Consider the following 16,371-nt stretch of genomic DNA (forward strand, 5'->3'; position numbering starts at 1 on the left):
GCTATAAAAAGTCAGTCTTGACTGTTTGTTTCTGGCGCGGCAGGCTGTGCGCGTGTCCACCGCATCGACCCGGGTCCCTCAACAGGAACGCAGTCGCGCCACTCAGGCCCGACTGCTGGAGGCGACCCTCGACTGCCTGGTGGAACATGGCTGGTCCGGCACCACCACCACGGTTGTGGCTCAACGGGCGGGCGTCTCGCGGGGTGCCCAACTGCACCACTACCCGACCAGGGCGGCCCTGGTCACCGCCGCCGTCGTGCACCTCACCGAGCGGCGGGCGGCGGAGTTGCGCGGCGAGGCCGAGACCCTGCCGACCGGCCCAGATCGGCTGGACCGGGTCGTCGACCTGCTCGCCGCCGCCTTCACCGGGCCGCTGTTCGTGGCCGCCCTCGAACTCTGGGTGGCCGCCCGCACCGACGCCGAACTACGCGCCGCGCTGCTGCCGCTGGAGGCCCGGGTGGGCCGGGAGATGTACCGGCTGACCGTCGAGCTGCTCGGGGTGGACGAACGCCGGCCCGGCGTACGTGAGGCGGTGCAGGCGACGCTCGACCTGCTGCGTGGGCTGGGTGTGGCCAACCTGCTCAGCGACGACTCGGCCCGGCGGACCGCCCTGCTGCACGCCTGGAAACATCAGCTCGCCGCCCTGCTCACCCCCGCTGCCGACCCGCCGGGGAGCGCGCGGCACTGACGATCCCGCCCGGAGGCATCATGCTCGACCTGCCCGCACCGCCCACCACACCGGCTGCCACCGGGCGGCTCGCATGAGTCGGGCCACCGGCGCGGGGGCGGTGCTACGGGTCGGTAACGCCTCCGGCTTCTACGGCGACCGGTTCTCCGCCTGGCAGGAGATGCTCGACGGCGGCGAGTTGGACGTGTTGACCGGGGACTACCTGGCCGAATTGACCATGCTCATCCTGGGCCGGGACCGGATGCGCGACCCCGACCTCGGGTACGCGAAGACCTTCCTGCGGCAACTGGAGGGCACCCTCGGCACCGCGCTGGACCGGGGCGTACGGATCGTCACCAACGCCGGTGGGCTGAACCCGGCGGGGCTGGCCGCAGCCGTCCGGTCCCTCGCCGACCGGCTCGGGCTCACCGTACGGGTCGGGTACGTCGAGGGCGACGCTCTCGCCAGGCCGGACGCCCTGACCGCCAACGCCTACCTGGGGGCGTTCGGCATCGCCGCCTGCCTCGACGGTGGGGCCGATGTGGTGGTGACCGGCCGGGTCACTGACGCTTCGCTGGCCGTCGGCCCGGCCATCGCCCACTTCGGCTGGGGACGCGACGATCTGGACGCGCTCGCCGGGGCGACCGTCGCCGGGCACCTGATCGAGTGCGGGGCCCAGGTGACCGGGGGCAACTTCAGCTTCTTCACCGAACTGCCCGACGGCGGGCACCGGCCGGGCTTCCCGATCGCCGAGCTGCATCCGGACGGCTCGGCCGTGCTGACCAAGCATCCCGGCACCGGCGGCGCGGTCACCGTCGAGACCGTCACCGCCCAACTGTTGTACGAGGTGGGCGGGCCCGCGTACCTGGGGCCGGACGTGGTGACCCGGTTGGAGACGGTGACCCTGGATCAGGAGGGGCCGGACCGGGTCCGGGTCTGCGGAGTCCGGGGTACGCCCCCACCGGAGACCCTCAAGGTCGGCATCAACAACCTGGGTGGCTTCCGCAACTCGATGACCTTCGTGCTCTGCGGGCTGGACATCCCGGCCAAGGCGGCCCTGGTCGAGGCGCAGTTGACCGAGTCGGTCGGCCCGGACGGGCTGGAGTTCACGCTGGCGCGTACCGATCATCCGGATGCCGTGGACACCGAGACGGCGAGCGCGCTGTTGCACGTACACCTGCGGGACGGTGACAAGTCGCGGGCCGGGCGGGCCTTCTCGGCGGCGGCGGTGGAGCTGGCGCTGGCCTCCTATCCGGGTTGCACCCTGACCACGTTGCCCGGCGACGCCACGCCGTACGGGGTCTTCACCGCCGACACAGTGCCGCAGGGCGCGGTCGCGCACGTCGCGGTACTGCCGGACGGCTCTCGCGTGTCGATCCCGCCGCCCCCGGTGACCTGTTTGGAAGGGCCCCTTATACAACACCAGGCGTTAATAAGGTGCCCTTCCTTTCACTCGACCCGGCGGGGGGTGCTGGGGGAGGTGGTGGGGGCGCGCTCGGGCGACAAGGGTGGCGACGCGAACCTCGGGGTGTGGGCGCGTACGGACGCGACCTGGGCCTGGCTGCGCGGTTGGCTGAGCGTCGAGCGGTTGGCCGAGTTGCTGCCGGAGACCGCCGCGCTGCGGGTGCAGCGGTACGAGCTGCCCAACCTGCGGGCGGTCAACTTCGTCATCGAGGGGCTGCTGGGTGCCGGGGTGGCCGCCTCCACCCGGTTCGACCCGCAGGCCAAGGCGCTGGGCGAACTGCTGCGCGCCCGGGTGGTGGACCTGCCGGCAGAGCTGACCGCCGGACCGGCATCGGAGGGAGCACAGTGAGCACACTGGACACCGCCGTCGATCCCACCTCGGCGGCGTTCCGCGCCAACCGGGAGGCGTTGCTGGAGCGCATCGCCGAACTGGACGACACCGTGCAGCAGGCGCGGGCCGGCGGCGGCGAGAAGTACGTGGCCCGGCATCACGGGCGCGGCAAGCTGCTGCCCCGGGAACGCATCGAGCTGCTGCTGGACCAGGACAGCCCGTTCCTGGAACTGTCGCCGGTCGCCGGGTACGGCACGGATTTCCCGGTCGGTGCCAGCGTGGTGACCGGCATCGGGGTGGTCGAGGGCGTCGAGTGCCTGATCGTCGCCAACGACCCGACGGTACGCGGCGGGGCGGTGAACCCGTGGTCGCTGGCGAAGACCCGCCGGGCCGGTGAGATCGCCCTGGCCAACCGGCTGCCCATGGTGAACCTGGTCGAGTCGGCCGGGGCGGATCTGCCCACCCAGGCGGAGATCTTCATTCCGGGCGGCCGGGTGTTCCGCGACCTGACCCGGCTCTCGGCCGAGAAGATCCCCACGGTCAGCGTGGTTTTCGGCAACGCCACCGCGGGCGGGGCCTACGTGCCCGGCATGTCGGACTACACGATCATGATCCGGGATCGGTCGCAGGTCTACCTGGCCGGACCGCCGCTGGTGAAGATGGCCACCGGTGAGGACGCCGACGACGAGTCCCTTGGTGGGGCGGCCATGCACGCCACGACGAGTGGCCTGGCCGACTTCCTCGCCGCCGACGAGCGGGACGGCATCCGGCTGGCCCGGCAGTGCGTACGCCGGTTGAACTGGCGCAAGCTGGGCCCGTCGCCCCGCAACCCGCACCCCCAGCCGCCGAAGTACGACCCGGAGGAGCTGCTCGGCATCGTCAGCGCCGACCTCCGGGTGCCCTTCGATCCGCGCGAGGTGCTCGCCCGGGTGCTCGACGGCAGCGAGTTCGACGAGTTCAAGCCGGCCTACGGCACCGCCCTGGTCACCGGTTGGGGTGAGCTGCACGGGTACCCGGTCGGGGTGCTCGCCAACGCCCGGGGCGTGCTGTTCAGCGCCGAGGCGCAGAAGGCGGCCCAGTTCATTCAGCTCGCCAATGCCACCGACACTCCGTTGATCTTCTTGCAGAACACCACCGGCTATATGGTCGGCACCTCCTACGAGCAGGGCGGCATCATCAAGCACGGCGCATTGATGATCAACGCGGTGTCGAACTCGAAGGTGCCCCACCTGACGGTCAACCTGGGTGCCTCGTACGGGGCCGGCAACTACGGCATGTGCGGCCGGGCGTACGAGCCGAGGTTCCTGTTCACCTGGCCGAACGCGAAGTCGGCGGTGATGGGCCCGGCGCAGTTGGCCGGCGTGCTGTCCATCGTGGCCCGGCAGGCCGCCGCCGCCCGGGGCCAAGAGTTCGACGCCGACTCCGACGCGGCGATGCGGATGATGGTCGAGCAGCAGATCGAGTCGCAGTCCGGGGCGCTGTTCCTCTCCGGCCGGCTCTACGACGACGGGGTGATCGACCCTCGGGACACCCGTACCGTCCTCGGGCTCTGCCTGTCGGCCATCCACAACGGACCGGTGAAGGGCGCCGACGGCTTCGGCGTCTTCCGAATGTGAGCGGGCGAATCATGATTCACAAGCTGTTGGTCGCCAACCGGGGGGAGATCGCCCGCCGGATCTTCGCCACCTGCCGGACCCTCGGCATCGAGACGGTGGCCGTGCACTCCGACGCGGACGCCGACGCGCCCTTCGTCGCCGAGGCCGACCAGGCGGTACGCCTGCCCGGCAACAGCTCCGCCGAGACGTACCTGCGGATCGACCTGATCCTGGGCGCGGCCCGCCGCTGCGGGGCGGACGCCGTCCACCCCGGCTACGGCTTCCTCGCCGAGAACGCCGACTTCGCCACGGCGGTGGCCGAGGCCGGCCTGACCTGGGTCGGCCCGCCCGCCAAGGCGATCGCCGCGATGGGCGACAAGCTGGCCGCCAAGACGCTGCTGGCCGAGGCCGGGGTACCCATGCTGCCCAGTTGGACCGAGGCGGACCAGGTGACCGACTTCCCGGTGCTGGTCAAGGCGTCCGCCGGGGGCGGCGGGCGCGGGATGCGGATCGTCCGCGACCCGGCGGGGCTCGCCGAGGCCGTCGCCGGTGCGCGCCGCGAGGCGGCGTCGGCGTTCGGCGACGGCACGGTCTTCATCGAGCGGTACGTCGAACGGGGCCGGCACGTCGAGGTGCAGATCGTCGGCGACCGGCACGGTACGGTGCTCGCCCTCGGCGAGCGGGACTGCTCGATCCAGCGCCGCCACCAGAAGATCGTCGAGGAGGCACCGGCGCTGCTCGATGCCGAGGTGCGGGCCCGACTGCACCGGGCGGCGGTGGCCGCCGGCCAGGCCGTCGACTATGTCGGGGCGGGCACTGTGGAGTTCCTGTTCACCGAGGAGGGCGAGTTCTTCTTCCTGGAGATGAACACCCGGCTCCAGGTCGAGCATCCGGTCACCGAGGCGGTCACCGGCCTGGACCTGGTTCGGCTGCAACTGCTTGTCGCCGAGGGTGCGCCCCTGCCGCTGTCGGCGACCCCGCCGGCCCAGGGCCATGCCATCGAGGTACGCCTCTGCGCCGAGAATCCCGCCCAGGGGTACCGCCCGGCTGCCGGCACCCTGCACCGGTTCGCGGTGCCCGGAGTGGCCGCCGAGTTCACCCCGCACCAGGGGTTGCGGCTGGACTCCGGGGTGGTCGACGGATCGGTGGTGAGCGTGCACTACGACTCGATGCTCGCCAAGGTGATCGCCTGGGCACCCACCCGCGCCGAGGCGGCCCGCGCCCTGGCCGGTGCGCTCGCCCGGGCCGAGTTGCACGGCGTCACCACCAACCGGGACCTGCTGGTCCGGGTGCTGCGCAGCCCGGAGTTCGGTGCGACGCAGGTCGACACCGGTTTCCTGGACCGGCACCCGGAGGTCCTCGCGCCGCTGCTGCCGCCCGCCGAGCTTCCGCTTGTCGCGCTGGCCGCCGCGCTCGCCTCGGCCGCCGCCCGTCGCGCCGCCGCACCGGTGCTGGCCGGGCTGCCGTCGGGCTGGCGCAACGTGCCCGCAGTCCCGCAGGTCACCCGGTTCACCAGCGGCGACGGCGGCGAGATCGAGGCCCGCTACCGGTTGGACCGGGCGGGCCGGCTCGCGCACTGGTCGACGTCCCCGGTGGCTGCCGACTCGACCCCAGCCACGTCGACCGAATCCGACGAGGCCAGTGCGGAGACGCGCGAGGCGGTCACCCTGGTCGAGGCGGGCCCCGAGCGGGTCGTGCTGGAGGTGGCCGGGGTGCGGCGGGCGTACCGCGTACACCGGGTCGGGTCGGAGGTCTTCGTGGACGGCCCGGACTTTGCGGCGCGGCTGGTCGAGTCGCCGCGGTTCCCGTTGCCCGGCGCGGCGCTGGCCGCCGGGTCGCTGCTGGCCCCGCTGCCCGGCGCGGTGACCCGGGTGCACGTCGAGGTCGGCCAGCAGGTCGCCGCCGGTGACCTGCTGCTGACCCTGGAAGCGATGAAGCTGGAACACCCCGTTTTCGCCCCGACCGACGGCGTGGTCACCGAACTGCCGGTCCCGCCCGGCGGGCGGGTCGACACGGGTGCCGTGCTCGCCGTGGTCAACCCGCTTGAGGAGACAACGTGACGAACTTCGACCTCAGCCCGGAACAGGACCAGTTACGCGAGGCGGTGCGCGCGCTGGGCCGCCGGTACGGTCACCGCTACTTCGTGGAGAAGGCCAAAGCCGGCGAGCACACCACCGAGCTGTGGCACGAGGCGGGTCGGCTCGGCTACCTCGGCGTCAACATCCCCACCGAGTACGGCGGCGGTGGCGGTGGGATCACCGAACTGGCCATCGTCTGCGAGGAGCTGGCCGCCGCCGGCTGCCCGTTGCTGCTGCTCGTGGTCTCCCCCGCGATCGCCGCCACCGTCATCCACCGACACGGCACCGAGGAGCAGCGCAAACGCCACCTGCCCGGGTTGGCCGACGGCTCCCAGAAGATCGTCTTCGCGATCACCGAGCCGGACGCGGGCTCGAACTTCCACCGCCTGGCCACCGTGGCCCGTCGCGACGGCGACGACTGGCTGCTGTCCGGACGCAAGTGCTACATCTCCGGCGTCGACGAGGCGCAGCACGTGCTGGTGGTGGCCCGTACCGAGGACGCGGCGACCGGCAAGCTCAAGCCCGCGCTGTTCCTCGTACCCACCGATGCGCCCGGAATGACCCGCGCCAAGCTCGACATGGAGATCGTGTCCCCGGAGAACCAGTTCCTGCTCTACCTCGACGACGTCCGGCTGCCCGCCGACGCGCTGGTCGGTGAATCCCTCGACGCCGGTCTTCCGGCCCTGTTCGCCGGGCTGAATCCGGAACGGATCACGGTCGCCGCGATGGGTGCCGGCACCGGTCGGTACGCCATCGAGCGGGCCACCGAGTACACCGCCACCCGGGCGGTCTGGGGCGGCCGGACCATCGGCACCCACCAGGGGGTGTCGCACCCGCTGGCACACGCCGCCGTGCAGGTGGAGCTGGCCCGGCTGATGATCCAGAAGGCGGCGGCGCTCTACGACGCCGGACGGGATCTGGAGGCGGGCGTGGCCGGCAACATGGCCAAGTACGCCTCCAGCGAGGCGGCTGCGCTGGCCGTCGACACCGCCGTCCAGGCCCTCGGTGGTGCCGGCATGACCACCGAGTACGGCGTGGCCACCCTGCTCGGTGCGGTACGCGCCAGCCGGATCGCCCCGGTCAGCCGCGAGATGATCCTCAACTTCGTCGCCCAACACATCCTCGGCCAGGACAAGTCGTACTGAGACCGGGAAGAAGGGCCGGGGTACGGCGGGCGACCCGAACGCCTGCCGTACCCCGGTGAATTGAACGTAACTCAGCGGCCGCTCAGTGTCGCTACCGGCAGCGGTGCCACTACCGGCGGTAGCTGCTTCCGGGCGCCGCGAACCGGCGCGCTCCGCGCGGCCATGTCGCTGCCGGACACCTGGGCCCGGGTGGTCGCGGCGAACTCCGGCACCTCCTGGAAGGGCTGAATGTCACCCTTGCAGACCGTGCCCTTCCTGGGCAGCGTCAGCCGCAGCAGGTACGCGTCCATGGCATCGGTGACGCAGGCCGACGTCCCGTACGCGGTGTGCCCCCAGCTGTCGCTGGACAGCAGCCGGCTGTTCGGCAGCAGCTTCGACGTGGACACCGCCCCGTTGTAGTTGGTGGAGGGGTCCCAGTAGTTGCCGACCACCAGCACCGGGTTGGCGGTCCGCCGGTCGAACGGACCGGTGAAGCGGTCTTCGTCGCGCACCGTCCAACTGCCCCGGGCGCAGGGCGCGCTGGTCCAGGTCCAGAGCCGACCGAAGTACGGGTCCCGCTTGTCGGCCCTGGCCGCCCGGGCCGGCCAGGAGGCGATGTCCTTCGGGTGGTTGGCGTCGGTGCAGTCCACCCCGAGGAAGGCCTCCATCATGTTGTCGTACGGGATGTCGTCGAAGCGGGCCTGAGCCAGCCACCGGCCCAGCACGGCCCGTGCCTGCTCGCGGTCCGCCGCGGATGCCGTCGGGTCGGTCAGCCGCAGCACCTCGGCGGTCAACCACACGATGTCGCCGTCGTTCCAGGGGTAGTACAGCAACCTGAGGACGGAGCCGATGAAGCTGGTGTAGGTGAAGGTTCGCGGGCCGAGGTACGGGACTTCGAGGACCATCGGCCCGGCCTTCAGCCGTTGCATCGCCAGCTCGAACTTGGCCGCCGGGTCGCCGGGGGCCAGCGGGCAGAGGTCGGCGCCGACGCTCTTGCACCGCTTGAGGATCTCGCCGAGCGCCTTGTACGCGCCCTGCGCGCTGCGCATCCGCGACTCCTGGTCGACGTCGCCGTAGTTTGCGCCACCGATCCAGGCGGTCGCGTCCAGCACCCCGTCGATCGCCACAGCGCGAACCCGGTCGGGGAACATGTTCGCGTAGTACTGCCCGAGGATGCTGCCGTAGCTGTATCCCAGGTAGGTCAGCTTCTTGTCGCCGACGGCCCGGCGCAGCACGTCCATGTCCCGGGCCACCTGGGCGGTGGACATCGCGCCACTGATCGGCTTGCCCGTGATGGAGCAGGCCTTGCCGACGGCGACCGAGGACGCCACGTACGCCTTCTCCTCCGCCTTGGTGTACGGGAAGGCGACGTTCAACCCCTCGTACGCCCGGGTCTGTTCCTCGACCGACCTGAAGCACCTGATCGGGTTGCTGGCACCCACCCCACGTGGGTCCATCCCGACGATGTCGAACCGCTCCAGCAGCACGTCACTGAGGAAGTACGGCGAGGCCAGGACGGTGGCGATGGCCGGGACTCCGGGGCCACCCGGGTTGATGAAGAGGCTGCCGATCTTGCGCTTCTGGTCGCGTGCCTTGACCCGCACGACTGCCACCTGGGTGGTGGGGCCCTTCGGGTCGTCGTAGTCCAAGGGCAGGTCGACCGTGGCGCACTCGGCGCCCTCGTCGCACTCCGCCCAGTTCATCTTGGGAGTGGGTACCCGGTCGACGCGCAGGCTCTCCTTGATGCTTGTGCGGTGCGAGACGGTCGCACCGATGGCGATCGGGGCGGCAGCGGCGGGTGCGACCGCCATCCCGGCGAGCAGTACGCCGGTGATAGCCGCTGCGGCCAGTGTCCGGGCTGGTCGTGGCATAGGGACGCCTTCCGGTGGGGTGAGGGACACGTCGAGTCGATGCTCGACCCACGACCACTTTAGATACTCAGAACTCATTGCTTTACCGGACAAAGGCGGCCCGTCCTGGCATTCATTCGGACGAATGTAACAACCTGTTCATCAGATGAGCTGTATTCAGCGGCACGATGCCGAGAGTTTTCCCAATCATGGGAAGTCCGTAGTTGACAGACCGGCGATCCCCGACATTCTGGACGAGTGAAACGCTTCTCCGACGCCCGAACCGTCGCGGTGGTCGCCGCCATCGCGGCCTGCTGGTTACTGGCGTCGCTGGTCGCCGGACGCCGACAGGATCTACTCGGCGTGGCGATGGCCCTGCTCTGCGTCCTGCTCGCCACCGTCGCCGGAGTGGCTGTCGCTGCCGCCCGTCAACAGGATGCCGCCGTTGCGTCCGATCCCGCGCCTCCACTCGGGCCCGCCAACGCCGCGCCGCCGGGCGTGGACGCCGACACGCTGGAGACGTTGGGCGACCGCGACGCAGTCCGCGCGATGCGGGCCCGCTACCGAACCGACGGCGACCAGTGACCGGGCATCCGCCCGCACACCGGTCGCGCCGCCCGGTCAGTTGCCGGTGAGCGTGGGCGAGGCCAGTCCGTCCAGCCCACGTCCGGCCAGGCAGCGATACGTGGGGTCGACCTGCGCATCGGCCGGAGGCAGCACCTCCAGGTTCCAGCCGGTCGTCGTACGCCCCCCGCTGATCAGCCGGAACGTCTCCTCGTTGCAGACCCGCCGGACAGCCGGATCGGCCACGATCTCGTCGTGGTCGGCGTCGACCAGCGCGGCAGGCAACTCACCCTGGGCGTAGCTCTCCCAGGTGTGTCGGCTGTCGCACGGCACCCGGCTCGCCTCGGCCCGTTGACCCCGCACCTGCACCGGCCCGAAGCACTCCAACTCCTCCGCACAGCGGGCTCCGCTGGGCAGCGCCTGCGGCACGGCGGCACAACCCGGCCGAAGTACGCCGGTCGCCGAGGGGCGAGCGGGCAGGGTCGGCTGCGTCGACGGCAGACCACCGGCGGCCCAGGCGCCGACCCCGGCCGACGCGGCCAACGCGGCAACGCCCGCCATGCCGAAGAACCAGCGTCGCCGACGCTGCCGGCCGGAGTCGCCGGAGACCGCGGCGGTGGGCGGCGGGTGAGGCGGACCGGCGGCGGCGTACCGACCGCCACCGAATCCGATCGAGCTGTCCTGGGCGTATCTGCCGGGAGCACCCAGGGAGAGACTGGCCAGCAGGTCGCGCAACTCCGCGGCGGACGGCCGCTCCCCCGGATCGTTGGCCATGCCCACGCGGAGCACGTCCATCAGGTCCTCCGGCACCCCGGGCAGGCTGGGAATCGGCTGATGGAACATCTCCAGCACGGTCACCAGGCTCGGGTTCCGCTCGGCCTGCCAGCGGGGCGGCCGACCGTGCATGACCGCATAGAGCGTGGCGCAGAGCGCGTACACGTCGACGGCCGGCGACGGCGGACTGTGATTGAACATCTCCGGTGGCGCGTACGCCGGGGTGAGCACCTCCAGGGCGACCGAGGCGTCCCGCATCTCGGCGACCACCGCCAGACCGAAGTCGGCCAGCACCGCGCTGTTGAAGTGCGAGTAGAGGATGTTTGCGGGTTTCACGTCGCGATGCAGCACGCCCGCGCCGTGCGAATGGGCGATCGCGTCGGCGATCTTGACACCGAGGTCACGGGCCTCGACGGCATCCAGCGGCGAGGTACGCATCCGCTCGGCGTACGACCCGTCGCAGAGTTCCATGATCAGGTAGGGGTGCTGGTCGATGGTGACGCCGACGTCGAACAAATCCACCACGTGCGGGTGTGACGACATTCGGCCGGCCGCCCGCGCCTCGCGCAGGAAACGCGCCTGGTCCCGCTCGCTGGCCAGGGTCCGATTCTCCACCTTGACCGCGACCTCACGACCTACCGAGATCTGAGTGGCCCGGTAGACCGTCGCGTAACCACCCCGGGCAAATACCTGCAAATCAGTCAGACCAGGCACAATGGGCATCGGCAAGGAGCCGGGCGGCGTGTCGGTCACGGTATCGAAAATACCCAACCGCACCGTCCGCTCAATGAACCGCATCGGCAGACGGCTCCACGTTCGACGTTCCCGCCCCGCCGCGCCCGCCCGAATCCGCAGCTTCGCCAGCCCGCCGGGCATCCCACCAGAGGCCCGCGGCGGTGGCCAACGCGCCCACGCCTTCCCAGGCCGCCACGCCGAAGAACGCGCCCGGCGCCACGTCGGCCAGCACCGCGAGCGTGAACACCGTGAACGTGACAAGCCGGAAGACCACCGTGAAGCGGTAGAACGCCCGCCACTCGGTGGCGGTGGCGAGCAGGTAGTAGACGCCCATGTTGAACGAGGCCATCGACGAGGCGGTCACGAAGACACCCGTGTAGTCGCCGGCCGTACGGGTCTGCGGAATCTCGAAGCCGAGCATCCCCAGCAGCGTCTCCGGCCAGATCAGCCCGACCGCGCCCATCAGCAGTGCCAACACGCCGAACACGGCGATCGTCCAGCCGGCAACCGAGCGCGGCAGCCTCATCTTCAGCCCTCCCCCTTGACGGCCCAGCGACCACGTCGACAAACGCGGGCAACTGCACGGTAACCGTCGGCGTTACGAATCACATCACCGAAACCGACACACCTGCAGTTGCCGTACCAACCCGCCGCAGCAGGGACGGGTCAGCCGGCGGCGCGTAGCCGGGCCAGCAGGGACTCGGCGGCGGCGCGCTCGCTGCGCTGCTCGGTGGCGTACGCCAGGCGGACCGCCTCCTCGGCACGGGCCGTCGCCTCGGCCGGGCGACCACACGCGGCCAACGCCTCGGCGAGCACGCTCACCGCGATCACCTGACTGCGGACGTCCTCCGCGGGCACCTGCACCGCCCGCCGGGCCCAGTCCAACGCCTGCTCCCGCTGTTCGTGCGCGAGCAGCGCCGAGGCGTACCGCGCCATCGACTGCCGGCGGGCGAACAGCAACGAGGGCGTACCCGCCGCAGCGGTGGCGACCGGCGCGAGCAGCCCGACCGCGGTACCGGAGTCGCCGGCCGCCAGCCGGGCGGTCGCCAGCAGCACCCGGGGCGCCACCTGTGCGGGTGCCTGCGGGTTGTGCGGCTCGACGCTGGTGAGCACGGCCCGGGCGTCGCGTTCGGCAGCGCTGACGTCGCCCATGTCCAGCGCCACGAAGCCCCGCAGGGTGCCGGCCATCCCGGTGAGCAACGGGTGGCCCGTGCGGTGCGCGTAGGCCATCGCGTCGGTGAGCAGGTCGGCGGCGTGCTCCGGCTCGCCCAGCCCGCGGGCGACCACCCCGCGTACGACCAGGGCGAAGCCCTGCCCCCACTCGTCGGAGGCGGCGGCGAACTCCCGGTACGCCCGCCGGGCCTCCCGATCCGCATCGGCAAGGTCACCGAGTTCGGCCTTGGCGTACGCGTCGACGGCCCGCAGGGTGCCCACCGCCCACGACTCGCCGACCCGCTCACCGAACGGCAGGAAGATCCGGGCCAGCCGGTGCGCCTCCCGTAACCGGCCGGCGAGCAGCCGCGCGAAGGCGGTGGTGCCGCGCAGCCAGGCCCGGCCGTACGGGTCCTTGAGCTCGGCGAAGAGTCGAGCCGCCCGTCCGAGGACGGCGTCCGTACCGGCGAAGTCCCCTCGGGTGGTGGTCACCCAGGCCAGGTTCTGCAACGACCAGGCCTGCCCCCGGCGGTCCTGTGCCGCCAGGCTGACCTGGTACGCGGCGGCCAGCCGACTGCTCGCCTGACCCAACCGGCCGGCGAGGAAGTCCGCCATGCCCAGTCGCCGCATCGCCGACGCCCGCAGGGCGGCCAGGTCGGCGTCGGTGGCCACCTGCAACGCCTCCCGCCAGTAGGTCTCCGCCCGCTGCAGGTCACCCATCACCTGCTGGGCCTGCCCCGCGAGCAGCAGCGCGCTGACCCGGGTCGCCGCCTGGTCCCCGGCGTTCGCCGCGATCTTCTCGGCGTAGGCCAGCGCGTCGGCGGCCTGCCCGACCTGCAGCAGCGCCCGGGCGTGGACCACCCGGTCGGCACCCGGCACCTCGCCCCGGGCCAGTGCGGCGGCACGCTCGGCGTACTCGACGGCCAGCGCCGGCTCACCCTCCTGCAGCGACCGACGCGCGGCGCGGCCGAGCGCGGCGACGCCCAGCGGCGCGACCGCCCGGGCCGGCGCGTCCGGACGCAGAGTGACCGCGTCGGCCAGCGCGGTCGCCCGTTCGACGTGACCTGCCACGAAGTCGTCCCGGGCGGCATCGGCGAAGCCGCCCGGACCACCCGATCCGCTCTCCGGCGGCGCCGCCCAACGGGCCAACGCGGCGTGCCGTTCGGCCAGCTCAGCCTTGCTTATCCCGGAGTACGCCGCCTCCCGCATCAGCGGTGTGGCGAACGCGTAGCCGGTCCGGGTGCGGTGCAGCATGCGGCGTTGCAGCAACTCCTCCACCGCCCGCTCCTGCTCGACCGCGACCACCGCGGCCGGCCGGCCGGCCCGACCGGCGCGTTGCTCCCACAGCGCCTCCAGCGCCCCGTCGGGCACCGTGTCACCGACCACCGCCGCGTCCCGCAGCACCGCGCGGGCCTCCGGCGGCAGGGCGTCGATCCGAGCCGCGAGCACGGCCGCCAGGTCGCGGGAGAGCAGCCGGCTGCCGAGCGAGCCGGGCACCAACCGCCAGCTGTTGCCCGCTCCGGCGGTCAACGCGCCGCGTTCCATCAGCAGGGTGACCAGTTCCGCCAGGTAGAAGGGGTTTCCCTGGGCGGTGGCGAGCAGTCGGTCGGCGTCGGCCTGGGGCAGCCGTCCGCCGTTGAGATAGCTGGTGAGCAGGCGGGCCGCGTCGGCGCCGCGCAGCGGCGGCAGCGCGTGCACCTCGGCGTCCGCGACCCGGGTCAAGGTGCCGGCGGTACGCACCAGTTCGGGCCGGCCGAGCAGCAGCACCAGGATCGAACCGTTGAGCCGGGAGAGGGTGACCTCCAGCGCCCGGATCGTCTCGCTGGTGGCGTCGTGCAGGTCGTCCACCACCACCATCAGCGGCGCCTCGGCGGCGAGCGCGCTGAGCAGATCCGCCACCGCGTTGGGCACCGCCTCGGCGTCGGGCGGCGGAGAGTTGCTCCAGTCGACCTGGTCGGTGCCGGTGGGCAGTTCCGCGTACCCGAGCAGGGCCAGCAGCTGGTCGACGGCGACCGGGGCGGGATCGGGGCGGAACCGGCTGAGTCGCTGTCCGAGCCGCCGCAGCCGCTCCTCCACCGCCGCCCGGGTGACCGCGGTGGCCGTGTCGTTGGGCAGGCCGGCAGCGGCGCGTACCAGGTCGGCGAGGGGAGCGAGCCGGCGGCGCTCGCCGAACGCGGCACACCGTACCGACAGCACCCGGGCGCCGGTGTGGGCCGCGTACCGTCCGGCCCCCACGTCGTAGCCGGCGGCGAGACGTTCCACCTCGGCGGCGAACCGGGACTTGCCGATGCCCGCCTCGGCGGTCATCAGCAGCACGCGGGGCTCACCCCGGTCGATCACCTCGGCCAGTCGCCCGGCGACCCGACCGATCTCGGTCTCCCGACCCACGTAGGGTGCCTCGTCACCGAGACCGGAGCGGGTGCCCGGGGCGTCCAGCAGGCCGAGCAGCTCGTACGCCTCGACCGGCTCGCGCTTGCCCTTGAGCCGCAACGGCCGCAGCGCCCGCCAGCTGGCCACGTGCCGGGTGGCCGCGGCGGTGCGGGCCCCGGCGTAGACCGCGCCGACGGCGGCGGCGTCGGCCAGCCGGGCGGCGGTGTTCACGGTGTCGCCGATGACGGTGTACTCGATGGCGGCCTGGATGCCGGCGATCACGTCGCCGGTGTTCAGGCCGACCCGCAGGCCCAGCGGTGCGCCACCACCGCGCTCGTCGTCGAGCACCCGGCGCACCGCCCGCTGCATGGACAACGCGGCGCGCACGGCCCGCTCGGCGTCGTCCTCGTGGGCCACGGGCGCACCGAAGACCGCCATGATCCCGTCGCCGGTCAGCTTGTCGACGTGCCCACCGAAGGTCTTCACCGCCCCGGCGAGGGAGGCCAGCACCCGGTCGGTGACCGCGCCGACCCGCTCCGGGTCGAGATCCTCCGACCAACTGGTGAAGTCGGACAGGTCGCCGAAGAGCACGGTCACCACCCGGCGCTCGGCGGCCGGCAGGGTCGCGGCGGCCGGCAGCGCGGCACCACAGTTGTGGCAGAACCGGCCACCGGGTACGGCGACGGTTCCACAGACCGGGCAGGTCACGGCGTGTCCAACCCCACGCCGTCAGCGCCGGTGTCCCGGCCCAGATACTCCAGTTGGGCGCGGACCGACCACTCCGCCGCCCACCACAACGACCGGTCCACGTCGGCGTAGACCTTCGCGACCACCTCCGCCGCGGTCTGCGCACCCTCGTCGAGGGCCGCCCGGACCTGGTCGAGCCGGGCCCGCCGGTGGGCGAGGTAGAACTCGGCGGCGGCACCGCAGTCGGCAAGCGCCGGGCCGTGTCCCGGCAACGCCGGGATCCCCCGGTACGTCGAGAGCAGTTCCAGGCTGGCCAGGTAGTCGCCGAGGTGGCCGTCCGGGTGGGCGACGACGGTGGTGCCTCGGCCCAGGATGGTGTCGCCGGTCAGCACCACCTGCCGGCCTTCCCGCTCGACCAGCAGGCAGATCGAGTCGGTGGTGTGTCCCGGGGTCGGCACCAGCCGGATGGACAGCCCGCACCCGTCGCCGCCCAGTTCGACGCCGGCCGGTTCGTCGCCGGCCGGTTCGTCGCCGGTCAGCCCGCCGCCGGTCAGCCCGCCGCCGGCCGGTTCGACGCCGGCCAGGGGCGGGGCGGCGATGCTGTACGCGGGGTCGACGGCCCGGACCGGCACCCCGTCGAGCAGTTCGTGCAGCCGCGGGGAGCCCTCGGTGTGGTCGGGATGCCCGTGGGTGATCAGGACCAGCCCGATCGGCCCGAGCGCGGCGATCGCTGCCAGGTGCCCCTCGTCAGCCGGCCCCGGATCGACCAGGACCCCGTACGCCGCACCGGGAGCCCGCAGCAGCCAGGTGTTGGTGCCATCCAGCGTCATCACGCCCGGATTGGGCGCGCGTAGCAACGTCACCCACTCCGGCAGTTCGCTGGCGAGGGCGGTCACCGCCCCCGTCACATGCCCTCCCATGGCTGCGATCGTACGACCCCGCCAACCCGCCCCCGCGATCTTGCACTTTCAGTCCCCGAT

General features: G+C 72.2%; 11 protein-coding genes. 6 read left to right on the forward strand and 5 right to left on the reverse strand.

Annotation, left to right across the window (positions count from 1 at the left end):
* Window positions 1-52: 52 nt before the first annotated feature.
* From VAB18032_RS27990 to VAB18032_RS28010, 5 genes are all read left to right on the forward strand, one after another.
* Window positions 53-688 carry a TetR/AcrR family transcriptional regulator gene (locus VAB18032_RS27990; RefSeq protein WP_013736307.1) on the forward strand — a complete coding sequence of 212 codons (636 nt, stop codon included), beginning with the start codon at window positions 53-55 and terminating at the stop codon, window positions 686-688.
* 73 nt (window positions 689-761) lie between these two features.
* Entirely contained in the window at window positions 762-2,480 is a 1,719-nt protein-coding gene (locus tag VAB18032_RS27995; protein ID WP_013736308.1) for an acyclic terpene utilization AtuA family protein, read from the forward strand.
* Entirely contained in the window at window positions 2,477-4,078 is a 1,602-nt protein-coding gene (locus VAB18032_RS28000) for an acyl-CoA carboxylase subunit beta (protein ID WP_013736309.1), read from the forward strand. Before VAB18032_RS27995 ends, VAB18032_RS28000 begins: the two co-directional genes overlap by 4 nt.
* An 11-nt stretch (window positions 4,079-4,089) precedes the next feature.
* Window positions 4,090-6,117 carry an ATP-binding protein gene (locus tag VAB18032_RS28005; RefSeq protein ID WP_013736310.1) on the forward strand — a complete coding sequence of 676 codons (2,028 nt, stop codon included), beginning with the start codon at window positions 4,090-4,092 and terminating at the stop codon, window positions 6,115-6,117.
* Entirely contained in the window at window positions 6,114-7,280 is a 1,167-nt protein-coding gene (locus VAB18032_RS28010; RefSeq protein WP_013736311.1) for an acyl-CoA dehydrogenase family protein, read from the forward strand. The genes VAB18032_RS28005 and VAB18032_RS28010 overlap by 4 nt, the downstream gene beginning before the upstream one ends.
* Before the next feature lie 71 nt (window positions 7,281-7,351).
* On the opposite strand, the gene VAB18032_RS28015 is transcribed toward VAB18032_RS28010, so the two are convergent.
* Complete coding sequence (locus VAB18032_RS28015) at window positions 7,352-9,130, reverse strand: alpha/beta hydrolase (RefSeq protein ID WP_013736312.1); 1,779 nt, start codon at window positions 9,128-9,130, stop codon at window positions 7,352-7,354.
* Window positions 9,131-9,367: 237 nt separating this feature from the next.
* Here VAB18032_RS28015 and VAB18032_RS28020 point away from each other — a divergent pair, with 237 nt between their 5' ends.
* Window positions 9,368-9,694 carry a hypothetical protein gene (locus VAB18032_RS28020; RefSeq protein WP_013736313.1) on the forward strand — a complete coding sequence of 109 codons (327 nt, stop codon included), beginning with the start codon at window positions 9,368-9,370 and terminating at the stop codon, window positions 9,692-9,694.
* Between the two features lie 36 nt (window positions 9,695-9,730).
* Here the strand turns inward: VAB18032_RS28020 and VAB18032_RS28025 are convergent, their stop codons facing one another.
* From VAB18032_RS28025 to VAB18032_RS28040, 4 genes are all read right to left on the reverse strand, one after another.
* Window positions 9,731-11,200, reverse strand: a complete 1,470-nt coding sequence (locus tag VAB18032_RS28025) for a serine/threonine-protein kinase (protein WP_043722197.1) — start codon at window positions 11,198-11,200, stop codon at window positions 9,731-9,733.
* Window positions 11,201-11,231: 31 nt separating this feature from the next.
* Window positions 11,232-11,708 carry a hypothetical protein gene (locus VAB18032_RS28030; protein ID WP_013736315.1) on the reverse strand — a complete coding sequence of 159 codons (477 nt, stop codon included), beginning with the start codon at window positions 11,706-11,708 and terminating at the stop codon, window positions 11,232-11,234.
* 140 nt (window positions 11,709-11,848) lie between these two features.
* Entirely contained in the window at window positions 11,849-15,412 is a 3,564-nt protein-coding gene (locus VAB18032_RS28035) for an adenylate/guanylate cyclase domain-containing protein (protein WP_013736316.1), read from the reverse strand.
* Window positions 15,409-16,311: an MBL fold metallo-hydrolase gene (locus VAB18032_RS28040; RefSeq protein WP_043722202.1), complete on the reverse strand. Its 903-nt coding sequence runs from the start codon at window positions 16,309-16,311 to the stop codon at window positions 15,409-15,411. The genes VAB18032_RS28035 and VAB18032_RS28040 overlap by 4 nt, the downstream gene beginning before the upstream one ends.
* Window positions 16,312-16,371: the final 60 nt, after the last annotated feature.

This window comes from Micromonospora maris AB-18-032 (assembly GCF_000204155.1).
Taxonomy (GTDB): domain Bacteria; phylum Actinomycetota; class Actinomycetes; order Mycobacteriales; family Micromonosporaceae; genus Micromonospora; species Micromonospora gifhornensis.

What these genes read in the sequence shown, in the direction of transcription:
- VAB18032_RS27995 (WP_013736308.1), top strand. Translation starts at nt 762, where the DNA reads ATGAGTCGGGCCACCGGCGCGGGGGCGGTGCTACGGGTCGGTAACGCC.
- VAB18032_RS28005 (WP_013736310.1), top strand. Translation starts at nt 4,090, where the DNA reads ATGATTCACAAGCTGTTGGTCGCCAACCGGGGGGAGATCGCCCGCCGG.
- VAB18032_RS28015 (WP_013736312.1), bottom strand. Translation starts at nt 9,130, where the DNA reads ATGCCACGACCAGCCCGGACACTGGCCGCAGCGGCTATCACCGGCGTA.
- VAB18032_RS28030 (WP_013736315.1), bottom strand. Translation starts at nt 11,708, where the DNA reads ATGAGGCTGCCGCGCTCGGTTGCCGGCTGGACGATCGCCGTGTTCGGC.
- VAB18032_RS28040 (WP_043722202.1), bottom strand. Translation starts at nt 16,311, where the DNA reads ATGGGAGGGCATGTGACGGGGGCGGTGACCGCCCTCGCCAGCGAACTG.